Origin of the sequence: Pedobacter sp. (assembly GCF_046462515.1) — a bacterium.
GTDB lineage: Bacteria > Bacteroidota > Bacteroidia > Sphingobacteriales > Sphingobacteriaceae > Pedobacter.
The window spans coordinates 56,888-71,266 of the sequence record NZ_JBKGVD010000006.1 but is presented as its reverse complement, the minus strand read 5'-3'; the positions used below and the strand labels follow the sequence as shown (position 1 = coordinate 71,266).

The 14,379-nt window shown below is 35.8% G+C and carries 13 protein-coding genes; 9 read left to right on the top strand and 4 right to left on the bottom strand.

All coding sequences use genetic code 11. The features are described from left to right. Positions 1 to 36: 36 nt before the first annotated feature. On the bottom strand, positions 37 to 1,374 hold the full coding sequence (locus ACLHG9_RS06080) for a sensor histidine kinase (RefSeq protein ID WP_410220602.1): 1,338 nt from the start codon (positions 1,372 to 1,374) through the stop codon (positions 37 to 39). A gap of 139 nt (positions 1,375 to 1,513) precedes the next feature. Here ACLHG9_RS06080 and asnS point away from each other — a divergent pair, with 139 nt between their 5' ends. Then, a complete protein-coding gene (gene asnS, locus ACLHG9_RS06075; protein WP_410220601.1) occupies positions 1,514 to 2,950 on the top strand; it encodes an asparagine--tRNA ligase in 1,437 nt (478 codons plus the stop codon). A gap of 80 nt (positions 2,951 to 3,030) precedes the next feature. On the opposite strand, the gene ACLHG9_RS06070 is transcribed toward asnS, so the two are convergent. Next, a complete protein-coding gene (locus ACLHG9_RS06070) occupies positions 3,031 to 4,677 on the bottom strand; it encodes an FMN-binding glutamate synthase family protein (RefSeq protein ID WP_410220600.1) in 1,647 nt (548 codons plus the stop codon). A 98-nt stretch (positions 4,678 to 4,775) separates the two neighbouring features. On the opposite strand from ACLHG9_RS06070, the gene ACLHG9_RS06065 reads away from it, so the two are divergent. From ACLHG9_RS06065 to coaD, 6 genes are all read left to right on the top strand, one after another. After that, positions 4,776 to 5,396: an L-threonylcarbamoyladenylate synthase gene (locus tag ACLHG9_RS06065; protein ID WP_410220599.1), complete on the top strand. Its 621-nt coding sequence runs from the start codon at positions 4,776 to 4,778 to the stop codon at positions 5,394 to 5,396. 91 nt (positions 5,397 to 5,487) lie between these two features. Continuing rightward, positions 5,488 to 8,862: a T9SS type A sorting domain-containing protein gene (locus tag ACLHG9_RS06060; protein ID WP_410220598.1), complete on the top strand. Its 3,375-nt coding sequence runs from the start codon at positions 5,488 to 5,490 to the stop codon at positions 8,860 to 8,862. 84 nt (positions 8,863 to 8,946) lie between these two features. After that, positions 8,947 to 10,137, top strand: coding sequence for a Na+/H+ antiporter NhaA (nhaA, locus tag ACLHG9_RS06055; protein WP_410220597.1), 1,191 nt, complete (start codon positions 8,947 to 8,949; stop codon positions 10,135 to 10,137). Positions 10,138 to 10,231: 94 nt separating this feature from the next. Continuing rightward, positions 10,232 to 10,432, top strand: a complete 201-nt coding sequence (locus tag ACLHG9_RS06050; RefSeq protein WP_410220596.1) for a hypothetical protein — start codon at positions 10,232 to 10,234, stop codon at positions 10,430 to 10,432. A gap of 79 nt (positions 10,433 to 10,511) precedes the next feature. Next, on the top strand, positions 10,512 to 11,039 hold the full coding sequence (locus tag ACLHG9_RS06045; RefSeq protein WP_410220595.1) for a hypothetical protein: 528 nt from the start codon (positions 10,512 to 10,514) through the stop codon (positions 11,037 to 11,039). Positions 11,040 to 11,054: 15 nt separating this feature from the next. Then, a complete protein-coding gene (gene coaD, locus ACLHG9_RS06040) occupies positions 11,055 to 11,522 on the top strand; it encodes a pantetheine-phosphate adenylyltransferase (RefSeq protein WP_410220594.1) in 468 nt (155 codons plus the stop codon). On the opposite strand, the gene ACLHG9_RS06035 is transcribed toward coaD, so the two are convergent. Then, a complete protein-coding gene (locus tag ACLHG9_RS06035) occupies positions 11,519 to 11,962 on the bottom strand; it encodes a PaaI family thioesterase (RefSeq protein ID WP_410220593.1) in 444 nt (147 codons plus the stop codon). The genes coaD and ACLHG9_RS06035 overlap by 4 nt on opposite strands. Positions 11,963 to 11,986: 24 nt before the next feature. Here ACLHG9_RS06035 and ACLHG9_RS06030 point away from each other — a divergent pair, with 24 nt between their 5' ends. Further along, positions 11,987 to 12,385 carry an OsmC family protein gene (locus ACLHG9_RS06030; RefSeq protein WP_410220592.1) on the top strand — a complete coding sequence of 133 codons (399 nt, stop codon included), beginning with the start codon at positions 11,987 to 11,989 and terminating at the stop codon, positions 12,383 to 12,385. 129 nt (positions 12,386 to 12,514) lie between these two features. Here the strand turns inward: ACLHG9_RS06030 and ACLHG9_RS06025 are convergent, their stop codons facing one another. Then, positions 12,515 to 13,510 carry an LLM class flavin-dependent oxidoreductase gene (locus ACLHG9_RS06025; RefSeq protein WP_410220591.1) on the bottom strand — a complete coding sequence of 332 codons (996 nt, stop codon included), beginning with the start codon at positions 13,508 to 13,510 and terminating at the stop codon, positions 12,515 to 12,517. A 97-nt stretch (positions 13,511 to 13,607) separates the two neighbouring features. Between ACLHG9_RS06025 and ACLHG9_RS06020 the strand changes: the two genes are divergently transcribed. Continuing rightward, positions 13,608 to 14,378 (top strand): response regulator transcription factor, encoded by a 771-nt coding sequence (locus tag ACLHG9_RS06020; RefSeq protein WP_410220590.1) that lies wholly within the window; start codon positions 13,608 to 13,610, stop codon positions 14,376 to 14,378. Position 14,379 lies beyond the last annotated feature (1 nt).

Below are 14,379 nucleotides of genomic sequence, written 5' to 3'. Positions count from 1 at the left end.
GGCTTAATAGTTAAGAGAGGTTTAGCATTTTTGCTCTTAAGCTCCATAAAGCTTAAAAGATACTATAAAGCAGCTTCCCTCCCCCTCGTCGTTGGCTTCATACCAGATTTCACCGCCTTGCAGTTCTGTAAATTCCTTACACAATAACAAGCCCAATCCTACACCTTTTTCGTTATTGGTACCAAAGGTAGAAAGTGCCTTAAGTTTAAAGAGCTCATTTCTATTTTCTTGCTTTATGCCTAATCCATTATCTTTTACCTTAATCAAACAGTATCTATCATCATGCTCTACAGAAATCCAAACCTTTCCTCCTTCAGGTGTAAATTTTATAGCATTATTTACAAGATTTCTCACCACAATTAAAAACATATTTAAATCGGCGGCAATTACCACTTTTTGCTTAATATTTAATTTAAATGAGATATTCTTCTTAGCGGCAATATTTCTTTCCAAACTCAGCCCTTTTTCCAGCTCAGTATCCACATCTATTTCCACAATATCAACCCTTGTACCATCCAATTGAGATTTTGACCACATCAGTACATTGGTTAACATTTCTGAGGTATCTTTGGTAACCTGCAGTAAACTCTGCTTAACCAGCTGGTTTTCCTCTTCGCTCATATCAGTTTGTGCCAAAATTTCAAGATAACCCAGTATTGAACTTAAAGGTGATCTGATGTCATGTGCAACAATAGAAAAGAGTTTGGCTTTTTCAAGATTAAGTTTTTCCAAACTTTTATTCTGTTCCAATATTTTAACATGCTGTTCCTGTACCTCAAGATTTTTCAGAAATACTTTATTTCTCTCCTTATCATAATTATTTCTTATGAAACTGATAGTAAGACATATTAACAAGGCTGCTACTACATAGGTAATACCAAAATCTATTACTTTAGATAGGTTATCATGGTATGCGTTAGGAATAAATTCAGGGTATTGATATTCAAAAACAAGCACTCCAAACACCGTTACCATATTTAAGGTTATCCAGATGGCAAGTTCATTTTTGGGTACTACTACTATAGTTATAAGCAATATCAGACAAAAAAGCACCAAATTAGGCCCATAAATACCTGAATTAAAAAAGTAATTGAGCAAAAAAGTAAAATTGGCTACTATGCCTAAACTACGAATAGCCCATTTGGTATTCCGTTTATATCTTGAAAGATAATAAAGTCCTATCGAAAAAATTGTTCCGAATAAACAGATTAAGGCCACAGCTTTTAAACCAATATAATAGTTAAAAAAGATTTCTAAGAAAAGTGCTACAATGGCTATTATGCAAAATGTGTTAAATATCCTTTCTTCTAACGAATGTTTTTCGGGATCACCTATGATATAACGGGCACTTAGCCACGAATTTAAATTTGCCACAGATTTATTTGGAATAAGATTAAACAAACATACCCATATTCAATGAAAAACAAACATCCTTAGTTTAAATTTTACACATTAAGATGTTAAAAATTAGGTGGTAAATCTTTATTTTTACGGCTTTTATAATTAGATCGATATGATTAGAAGACAACAAATTAATGATTTATTAAAATCTACTGCATTTAACACTGAGGTAAAAGTTATGGGATGGGTAAAAACTTTCCGTAATAATCAGTTTATAGCCTTAAATGATGGTTCTTGTATGGCAAACATTCAGGTTGTAGTTGACTTTAATAATACTCCGGAAAATTTGTTGAAAAGGATTACTACAGGTGCAGCTATTGCTGTAGAAGGTGTTTTAGTAGAATCTTTAGGCAAGGGCCAAACAGTAGAAATAAAAGCTTCTAAAGTTGAAATTTTAGGGGATAGCGATGCTGAAAAATACCCTTTACAACCTAAAAAGCACAGTTTAGAGTTTTTAAGAGAAATTGCGCACCTGCGTTTCAGGACCAATACCTTCAATGCCGTTTTTAAAGTACGCCATGCACTGGCTTTTGCTATTCATCAGTTTTACAATGAACGTGGCTTTGTATACATGCATACCCCGGTAATTACCGCAAGTGATGCAGAAGGTGCAGGCGAAATGTTCAGGGTAACTACTTTAGATTTTGATCATACACCCCGTACTGAAGATGGCAAAGTAGATTTCTCAGCAGACTTTTTTGGCCGTTCTACCAATTTAACCGTATCTGGCCAATTAGAAGGCGAACTGGCAGCTACCGCATTTGGCAAGATTTATACTTTTGGGCCAACTTTCAGGGCTGAAAACTCAAATACTACCCGCCATTTGGCCGAGTTCTGGATGATCGAGCCCGAAGTAGCTTTTGCTGATCTGGAAAACAACATGGAATTGGCTGAAGATATGATGAAATATGTAATCAGCTACGCTAAAGAACATTGTGCAGAAGAACTGGCTTTCTTAAATAACCGTTTACTGGAAGAAGAAAAGCAGAAACCCCAGAACGAGCGCAGCGAACTTTCATTACTTGAAAAATTAGATTTCTGTCTAAATAACGACTTTCAACGCTTAACATATACAGAAGCAATTGATATCTTAAAAGCATCGAAACCTAACCAGAAGAAACAATTTAAATATCTGATTGAAGATTGGGGTGCAGATTTACAAAGTGAACACGAGCGTTACCTGGTAGAAAAACACTTTAAAAAGCCAGTTATCTTAACAGATTATCCTAAAGATATCAAATCGTTTTATATGCGTTTAAATGACGATGGCAAAACCGTGGCAGCAATGGATATCTTATTTCCGGGCATAGGTGAAATGATAGGTGGTTCACAACGTGAAGAACGTTTAGATGTGCTTACGAAGCGTATGGAAGAAATGGGCGTACCTCAGGACGAATTATGGTGGTATTTAGATACACGCCGCTTTGGTACCGTACCTCATGCCGGCTTCGGGCTAGGTTTCGAACGTCTGGTACTTTTTGTTACCGGTATGACCAATATCCGTGATGTAATTGCATTTCCTCGTTTTCCAAAAAGCGCTGAATTTTAATTGCATAAATTAATCTTATAAAAAAATCCCGCTAAAGTGTTTAGCGGGATTTTTTTATAAGCATATTTAATAATCACATTTTAACTGTGATCAGAAAAAGGATTAGCCTTTTTATAGTCTTCCTGAGAAACTACATAATCTGTAGGTAAAAAGCTTTCGGGCGTGCTTAAAGCCATACCGAGCTCAAATCTGGAAGGATAAGGTGTTTTCAATAATGAACCAGCCGGTATATAAGGATAGGTCTCTAAATAAGACTGAATTACATTTTGCGTTACTCTTCTGTTGATATATGCACGGGTTAACTGGCTTGGCTCTTTTAAGCCTGCAGCACCTAATAATTCTACTGCACTGGCAACGGTCAGGTTATGGAAATTTTTAACCCTTACTTTCTTATCTTCAACAACTAAGCCTTTCATTAAGCTCGGATCCTGAGTAGCCACACCTGTAGGACAAGTATTACTATTACATTCCAAAGCCTGTATACATCCCAGCGCAAACATCATTCCGCGGGCAGCATTACACATATCTGCACCTAAAGCAATATTTTTAACTATATCAAAACCACTTGATACTTTACCCGATGCAATAATTTTAATGTGTTTTTTCAGATCAAAACCAACCAAAGAATCATATACAAAAGCGATACCATCACGTAAAGGCATACCCACAGAGTTAGAAAACTCTTGTGGTGCTGCACCTGTACCACCTTCTCCACCATCTACAGTAATAAAATCTACATAGATGCCGGTCTCTATCATCGCTTTACAAATTGCTAAGAACTCACTGCGACGACCAATACATAATTTGATACCTACCGGTTTACCGCCCGACAGTTCTCTTAAGCGTTTTACAAATTGCATCAGTTCTAATGGTGTAGAAAATGCTGAATGCGATGGCGGCGATAAGACGTCTTTACCTTCAGGAACCAAACGGATACGGGCTACTTCAGGTGTTACTTTCTTACCCGGAAGCATACCACCATGACCTGGTTTTGCACCTTGTGATATCTTAATCTCAACCATTTTAACCTGATCACTTTGCGATCTCTCAGCAAAAGCCTCATCATTAAAAGTACCATCTAAGTTTCTACAACCGAAATACCCAGTTCCTATTTGCCAAATCAAATCTCCACCCATTTGACGATGGTAGTCACTGATTCCACCTTCACCTGTATTATGTGCAAAGCCACCCAGTTTAGCACCACCATTTAATGCCAATACCGCATTTTGACTCAGTGAACCAAAACTCATTGCTGATATATTATATATACTTGCAGAATAAGGCTGTTTACAATCAGGCCCTCCTACTTTTACACGAGGGTGTAGATTTAAATCATGATGGCTTATGGCCATAATGCTATGACTTAACCATTCGTAACCGTTATCATAAACATTTAACTGCGTTCCAAAAGGAATGGTATCTAATTCTTTTTTTGCCCTTTGGTAAATCAAAGATCTGTTTAGGCGATTATAAGGCGTACCATTGGTATCGCTCTCCACAAAATACTGATACACTTTAGGCCTCATATTTTCCATAAAATATCTTAACCTACCAAACACCGGATAGTTTCTTACAATACTATGTTTCGGTTGGTAAAGGTCATAAATACCTAATAAAACAAACGGACCTGTAAAAATAGCAGTCCACCATAAAAATGGCTGATACAACCCTAACATTACGGTAAAAGCAACCAAGAAAGCTGCGATTGCAATAAATGCCTTTCTCATCTCAAAATACTTTAAAAAATCATCTAAATTTTGTGCTAAGGTAGCAATATAAACTTGATAGATAAAACAAGTGTAATTTCATTTTGTTAATTTTACATATGCTAATCAAAATATATCCCGAAAATCCAAATGAAAGGGCTTTAGACCAAGTAGTTGATGTTTTAAGAAAAGGAGGTATCATTATATATCCTACAGATACTATTTATGGTATGGGCTGCGATATAACCAACCATAAAGCTGTTGAAAAGATCTGTAGAATTAGGGGGATAAAACCAGAAAAGGCCAATCTGTCATTTGTATGTTCTGATCTGAGCAATATCGCTGATTATATTAAACCTATAGACAATACTGTGTTCAGAGTGCTCAAAAAGGCTCTTCCCGGTCCTTTCACTTTTATTTTCAATGCCAATGGCAACGTACCTAAATTATTAAGCTCCAATAAAAAAACAGTAGGTATACGCGTTCCTGATAATAACATTGCAAGAGAAATTGTAAAGTTATTGGGTAACCCTATTTTATCCACATCTATTAAGGATGATGATGAAATCATAGAATACTCTACCGACCCTGAACTGATCCATGAAAAATATGAAGATTTAGTGGATTTAGTAATTGACGGAGGCTACGGGGGCAATGAAGCCTCAACTGTAGTTGATTGCACACAAGGTGATTTTGAAGTGATCAGAGAGGGAAAAGGAAATCTGGAAGATTATATCTGATTCAAAAAAGAAATTTGTTAACTTTCTGTTAATCTTAAAACTTATTTGTTTTCTTAGCTTTGCACAAACTATAACTATAATAAATACGCGTATGAGAAAAATTTTACTCTTAAATCTTTTATTCTTCCTATTTATACTCCCTGTAGTAAAATCTCAAATAATTTTACCTCAAAATGGTGTAGCATATACAGAAGACTTTAATTCATTAGGAACATTAGGCACAACAAATCTGCCTACAAACTGGAAAATGACCGCAGCAGGAGTTTCCACAGTTAGTTATACAGATGTAAATAATTTAACGCAGGTAAACATAGCTGCAAGCTCTGGAAGCCCAACAACCGGTGGCAGATATAATTGGGGTTCTTCAGCTTCCGAAAGAAGTATAGGTTTTATGACATCAGGAGGTTATGCAAACCCCAATAGTATAATGACTGCATTTGTGAATAAAGCTGCAACTGCTCTTAACAAAGTAACTATTTCGTTCAATATAAAAAGATATAGAACAAATGTTTCAAATGCATCTGTACAATTTTACTACTCTTTAGATGGTACAACATGGGTAGCTGTTTCTTCCGGTGAAGTACTTACTACCGAACTGCCAACGGGTGCTAATACATATTCTTTTGCCTCCCCATTAACAGTGTCTAAGTCATTTTCTATTACATCTTTAGACATACAGCCTGAAGATAAGATTTATTTTAGATGGAATTTTAATACTACTGGATCAAACTCGCAGGGCATTGGTTTAGATGATTTTATTATAACCCCAACTTATAGAAATCCAACAGACCCTCTAATTTCGGCAACATCCTCTTCTTTAGCTTTTGGAAATCAAGGCATCAATATATCTTCAAATGAAAAAAGTTTCACTTTAAATTACACTTATTTAGATGGAACAAACATAGCATTAAATACCAACGCTCCTTTCTATATTTCAAAAACAAGTGGTGGAAATTTTCTTACCAATTTAAGTTATACGCAAGCTGAGCTAAATGGCACAAATACTACCGTTTATGTGAAATACTTACCTACAGTTATAGGTAGTTCTGCTGATAATATAACCATTTCAGGTGGAGGTATTTCCAATAATTTAACCATAGCCCTATCAGGATTTGGCGTATTACCAAATAATACAAGTTTTAATTTTGAAAATTGCACTCCAGCGAACAGTACAACATTATCTGAAGGTTTTATTCAATACAGTGTAACTGGGCCACAAACTTGGGCTTGTACAACAAGCTATGGTCATGATTTAAATGACCCTACTGGTAAAGCTAGTACAGGTAATGCTGTTCAAATTAATGGTGGCACAACATCTTCAAGCACTGAAAATGAAGATTGGTTGATTTCCCCTTCAATGGATTTAAGTTCAATGAATTATCCCTTACTTTCTTTTTGGAGCAGAACGGATTTTAACGGACCAGTACTACAACTTAAGGTTTCAACCAATTATACTGGCAGCGGAGATCCTAAATTAGCTACATGGGTTGATCTAGATGGACGTTTTCCTGAAATACTATCAAACACTTGGACAAAATCTCAAAATATTGATTTGAGTAATTTTAAGACCACAGGAGTTTATATTGCGTTTGTATATACATCAACCACATCAAACCCTCCAAATGGTGCACGTTGGACTATTGATGATATTGATATAACAAATTCATCTACACCTGCCCCGTTAGAAGTTAATTTGTTAGCCAGCTCAATTAATTTTGGCTACCAGGCGCCAGGTGCAAGTTCTCCAGAAAAAACCTTTAAATTCTCAGCTACAAGCACAACAGATAACGTAGTTTTAACAGCTCCTGCTAATTTCAGCATCTCAAAAACGAGTGGAGGCTCATTCTCCCAAAATATTAGCTACACATCAGCAGAAGTTAATGGTAAAACAACAACTGTTTATACTCAATTTACCCCTAATACTGCTAACATTAATTATAATCAAAATCTGACCCTAAGTACCACAGGGATTACAGATAAAAATCTAAACCTTACTGGGAACTCTTTTAATACAACTAATACCCTTGAAGTGGTTAATTGGAATATTGAATGGTTTGGCTCTACAGTATCGGGACAGGGGCCAACTGATGTTACAAAACAGGCCCAAAATGTAAGAACTGTTTTTAATAACATCAATGCAGACATCTATGGTTTAGCCGAAGTAGTAGATACTTTACTTTTCAGAAATACGGTACTACCTCCAGGATATAATGTAATTTTCAGCGATTTTGGTTCATATGCTGATGATAAAACTAGTTCAGGATACGACGGAACACAGAAACTTGCATTTGTGTACAGAACAGATATTATTAAACCTAAGAACTGGTATGGTGTTTTAAGAGATACTTATTATCCTAATAACCTTAGTAACAACGCTGCCGGTTCACCTTTTAAAAACTGGTCATCAGGACGTTTCCCTTTCTTAATGGAAGCAAAAGTATTGATTAATGGCGCTGAGGAAACCATATATTTCATACAAATCCATGCAAAAGCAAATACGGGTGATTTAATTGATTCTTACGACAGAAGAAAAGGGGGTGCTATTCAATTAAAACAATATATTGATGCCAATCTCGCCGACAAAAAAGTAATAATCTTAGGCGATTTTAATGATGTATTAAATCCAGACAAAACTATTGCCCCAATGCCTGCAAATACACCAACATCTTACATCGATATTACATCAGACAACACCAATTATGTCCCCATTACTCTTCCATTAAGTCTTGCCGGAAAAAGGTCTACTGTTAGTTTTAATACAGTAATAGACAATGTCATCATCAATAAAAACTTAAATAATAATTACCTAATTAATACGGCCGAGGTATTAGATAATGTGGCTACATTGGTTACCAGTTATGGCACTACCACAACAGACCACTATCCTATCCAAACAAGATACTTTTTTGAACCTACGCCTCTTAATGTGAACTTTGTTAGTTTTATTGCCACTACAAATAAAAATGTAGTTAATTTAAAATGGAGCACTGCAACGGAAACAAACAATAGTTATTTTACCATTGAGCGCTCTGTTGATGGTAAAAAATTTACATCAATTAAAACCATTACAGGTGCGGGCAACAGTAATGAACCTAAATCATATGCAACAATAGATAACAATGCGCCAAAAGGAACAATTTACTACCGTTTGAAACAAACCGATTTCAATAATGATTATACTTATTATCCTGAGGTAAAATCAGTAAATATTTTTGGAACTGAAGCTTTTTCGGTATATCCTAACCCGGTAAAAAACCAGCTGTTCCTTAACTACGAAAGCACGAGTACCAATGATAAATTAGTAATGAGTGGTGTTGATGGTAAAGTAATTTTAACCGCAACTGGTACAAATGAGCAGATTACTTCAAAAGTAAACAGTAAACTCAATACACTTACCACAGGTGTATATATATTAAAACTTACCACAGGTAATAAAACTTACCAGAGCAAATTGATCAAACAATAATCTATTCCTGATCAATACATCTTTAAGGTGTTCAAAGTATAGCTTTGAACACCTTATTTTTTGCATTTTTTTGTAAATTCGGGCATGTCAAAGTATAATAACAGCACTATTTTTCAAAAATTCTTTAACTCTGAAAAAACGGGGGGCATACTCTTATTATGTTGTGTGGTCATCTCCTTATGTATTGCAAATTCATCATGGGCAGCTGGTTTTGCAAATCTTCTTAATCAAACCCTAGGATTTAGCACTGCCTCAATAGACCTGAATTATAGTATTTCATTATGGATCAATGATGGGTTAATGGCTGTATTCTTTTTGCTGGTAGGACTTGAAATTAAACGTGAAATTTTAACCGGAGAATTATCTGATATTAAAAAAGCCAGTTTACCTGTTTTAGCTGCCCTTGGTGGTATGATTGTGCCGGCCCTGATTTATTTCATAATCAATAAAAATACCGAAACGGTACATGGCTGGGGAATCCCAATGGCTACTGATATCGCTTTTGCGCTCGCCATTATTGCTATGTTAGGTAAAAACATTCCATCTTCTTTAAAAATCTTTTTAGCTGCCCTAGCTATAGCAGATGACTTAGGGGCTATTCTAGTTATTGCTGTATTTTATACATCCGAGATACATTTCAACTATCTTTTCATGGCCTTGGGCGTATTTTGTGTATTAATGCTTCTCAATTTTTTAAAGGTTAAAAAGCTGTACTGCTATATTCCTTTAGGTATCGTTTTGTGGTATTTAGTTCATCATTCGGGTATTCATGCAACTATTTCGGGTGTACTTTTGGCCTTTACCATACCCAACGAGAGTAAAGAAGATACTTCTCCTTTAATTAAACTGGAACATTTACTTACTACACCTGTAAACTTTGTTATTATGCCTTTATTTGCATTAGCAAATACCAACATTACATTTAAGCAGGAAATGGTTAATGGATTGGGTACACCACTGGGTTTAGGTATTTTATTAGGTTTATTAGCAGGTAAAACCTTAGGTATAACTATTTTCTCCTATTTAGCTGTTAAACTTAAATGGGCCCAACTACCTGATAAGGCTAAATGGATACATATGGTTGGAGTAGGTCTGTTGGCCGGTATTGGCTTTACCATGTCAATTTTTATTGCTATGCTGTCATTTAATGAACCTGTATTTATAAACGAAGCTAAATTTGCCATACTGATTACTTCTGCTATTGCAGGTCTGGGTGGTTATGTTTTCTTAAAATACACGAGTAAAAAACAGGCTTTTGCAGCTAAAACAAATTAAGAATACGATTTTTTACATTTTTTGAAACGCTTAAACAATAAAACCCTGCAATATGTGTTTATGTATGTGAGAGCGTTAATTTAGATTAGCGGGAATGGTCGGGATCGATCATTTCCGCTTTTTTGTTTTTATACCTTCCCAAAATAATCACCGTTACCCTGAACTCGTTTCAGGGTTTATCTTATACGGTACATCTTATAAAACTGCTGGACAGAGTGAAGTAGAAAACCATGCAGTAGAATATAGCAGCTTATTAAATAGAAAATTAAACGATTTCTCTATAAATCGCTATTAAAATAAGTTTACAAAATGATACATTTGGATGTTCTTAACACATTGAATAAAACAAGACTGATCAAATTAGATTTATAGAAATGAAAAAATCTTATGTTCTGCTACTGATATTGGTTTTAACCACTTTATGGAGCAAAGCTGCTGATATCAATAATTTTCTATTAAAAGAAAGTCTTTTAAAAAACAGCAAACTATCTATAATTGCTGCTGATAGCTTAGACCATGCCAGCGAAGAAATTAGCGGCAGTTACATGTTCAGCATCAGTGGTTTTTCACAACAGCTTACTTTTAATAATGGTATCGCTACTATTCCGTCGCAGATAGATAAATCAACCTTTGTTTACATCAAGCACCAGAACCAAGTAAAAACAATCAGCAAGCTGTTTTACGTCTATAAAGCTGGCGAAGATTTAAAAATCATTCAGATCAGCAAAATATTCTTTGTAATTATGCCTCTTATCATAATTATTTTAACCTTTGCCTTCAGAAAGTTCATTTATCTTGCTGTTTTCATTCTTTTGGTAATGGCCTATTTTGGATATAGCAATGGTTTAAACATTTCTACATACTTTGAGACTATATTTGATTATCTAAAAAATCTGGTCTAACCAATCTTATTTATCATGAAAATAGCACTATTTCCCGGTTCATTTGATCCTATTACCATTGCTCACGTGGATATTGTGATCAGATCCCTACCCCTTTTTGATAAAATCGTGGTAGGTATTGGCTTAAACAGCTCAAAACAAAACCTACTTTCTTCAGATAAGAGAGAAGAAATCGTGAAAAGTGTTTTTGCTTCTTATCCAACTATTGAAGTACAAGCATATGAAGGCTTAACAATAGATTTCTGTAAACAGATCAAGGCTTCATATATGTTACGCGGCATCAGATCAACAGGTGATTTTGAATATGAACGGGCAATAGCACAGATCAATAAAACCATGTTACCCGGTGCAGAAACCATTTTATTGCTAAGCCAGCCTGAGTATTCAGCTATAAGTTCTACCATTGTAAGAGATATTTTAAGAAATAATGGCGATGTGAGCCAGTTTGTACCCAAAGAGGCTTTGCCCTTTTTAAAAGCTTAGCTCAAGCGTAACATATTGGAGTAACCTTTGGCAATTAACCTGCTTTTATGCGGTAAATAAATTTCACACTGCAGGTTGATAATGGCTCTTCCTTGTTTTATAATCGTTGTTTTTGCAGTAATGGTATCTCCTTCATTAGCAGGCGCAAAATAATCTATGTAATTATTTACTGTTGTATATGCTTGAGATAAACCTAAAGTGTAAACGGTCGCACCAATCAGATCGTCTATAATTCCAGCGGTAATACCACCATGTAAAATACCATGAGGATTGGTCATTTCTTTGCGAACCACGTAACTGCAATGCAAGCTACCTTTTTCAGCCTCAATAACAACCGGTTTTAGCCAGTTCATAAAATGTGAAGGAGAATCTGTAACTTCCTTCCCTGTAAAAGACTGAAAAAAAGCTAGTCTTTTTTGTATGTTTTCCTGTTCTTCCATCTAGATATAAAGCTAAAAATTAAAATGAATAATACTAAAATTACCGCAATTGCCAACATAGGTCAATCTACCTATAAAACACAGATATTTTCTGAGGGTCATATGATATATGCCGATGAACCTGAAGATTTAGGGGGTACCGATGAGGCCATGCAGCCCACAGCACTTTTATTGGCCAGCTTAGGCAGTTGTACGGCCATTACGCTCAGAATGTACGCCAACAGGAAACAATATGATCTGCAACATATCAAGGTTGAATTAGCAATTGATAACAGTGACCCGGCTTTAACAAATATTACCCGTAAAATTACATTTACAGGTAATCTTAGCAGCGAAGAACATACCCGCCTCATGCAAATTGCTGAAAAATGTCCTGTACATAAAATCCTTTCAAATCCTATTCATATAACCACTACTTCTTGATCATATGATAAAAGTTATATCAATAATGGACGTTACCTCCGAAAATCTATTCACATCTGGAACTCGTTTCAGGGTCTTATCTTTTTCTGATGCGAACCTTGAGCAAGCGTAAGACATGACAAATAGCCATTACAGCTTTCTTAAAACGTCTGCAGCAATCGTATAAGATTTTAGCCTGTCCGCATGCTCATAAATATGAGAAGTAATCATAATTTCATCAATTTTTGTCTTATCGATAAAAGTGTGCAAACTTGCCTTTAACCATTCCTTTCCGCCTATAAACGCATAAGTCAGCATTTGCTCAACAGCAGCTTCTTCCATATCTGTCCACTCTCCTTCCATGCTATCTATTGGCGGTTGCAACAGCATTCTTTTATTACTAACGATACCCAAAAACAAGCGTTTTAACGAGGTTGCCAGTCGTTCGGCTTCTTGATCCGTATCTGCAGTTACCACATTTACGCAGGCCAGAACATAAGGTTCTTTTAGCGCAGCCGAAGGTCTGAAATTACGTCTGTAAATATCAATAGCTTCTAAAAAATAAGTAGGTGCAAAATGACTGGCAAAAGCATAAGGCAAACCATAAGAAGCTGCTAAATGTGCACTCTCGGTACTCGAACCCAATATCCAGATGGGCACGTTTGTTCCTTCTCCAGGTATAGCCCTAACCCTTCCTTCATAATTATCATCACCCAAAAAATACTGTAATTTCAATACGTCCTTCGGAAAATTATGCTGTGCATGAAAACGTTCCCCTCTTATTTCAAGTGCTGTGGCCTGATCTGTTCCGGGCGCTCTGCCCACACCTAGATCTATCCTATCGGGATACAAAGTAGCCAAAGTACCAAATTGTTCAGCTATGATCAATGGGGTATGGTTAGGCAGCATAATACCTCCCGATCCAATACGCATACTTTGCGTTTGTCCGGCAATATGTCCAATTAAAACAGCGGTTGCCGAACTGGCTACGGCCGGCATATTATGATGTTCTGCCAACCAGTAACGCTTATACCCCAATTGTTCAGTATGTTTTGCTAAAGCTACACTATTTCTAAACGTATCAGCTATGGTATTACCCTGTATAACACCTGCCAGATCCAATACTGAATAAGGTATTTGTTTCATATTGTAAATTCTTATAAAAAGCAGATTTGAGCTAAATATCTACTGCCCGGGTAAATTTACTCCTCATTTTTATAAACTTTTGGTTTGTGCAAAAGAGATGACAGTAATTAGACCTTACAGGGGTATTACTTGTAATGAAGCAAATTTAAATATCTTTGTAAACAATCTCTTTCATTTTAGCATGTACAAAATAGCCTTAGTTGAAGACGATCAAAAAATAGCTTCTTTGGTAAAAACCGGATTGGAAGAAAATGGGTACGAGACCGAAATCATCGATAATGGAAATGCGGCATTGAGCCTATTGGTAGAAAATCCATTTCATATCATTATCTTAGATGTAATGCTACCTCATGTTAGCGGTGTTGAGATTGCACGGCACTTACGCAACAATGCCATTAACACGCCCATTATCATGCTTACCGCGCTGGGTGCTATTGATGATAAACTAACCGGATTTCAAGCCGGAGCAGACGATTATCTTTTAAAACCTTTTCATTTCAAAGAACTTTTGGCACGCATAGAGGTACAATTAAAACGTATACCCCTTGCTCAAAAAAATGAAAATGAGACCAATCATTTCTTAAAGTTTGAAGATGTAGAGATCGATCTGAAAAGCAAAGAAGTAAAAAGAGCAGGACAATTTATCGATCTTACCAGTAAAGAATTCAATTTATTGGTATTGTTCATGCAAAACCCCAAACGCTTGTTATCCAGACAGTATATTGCGCAACAAGTATGGGACATCAATTTTGATACAGGTACCAATGTGGTAGATGTTTACATCAATTTCCTGCGCAATAAAATTGAAAAAAACTTTGACAGGAAACTCATTCATACCAAAATAGGCATGGGTTACATATTAAAGTAAA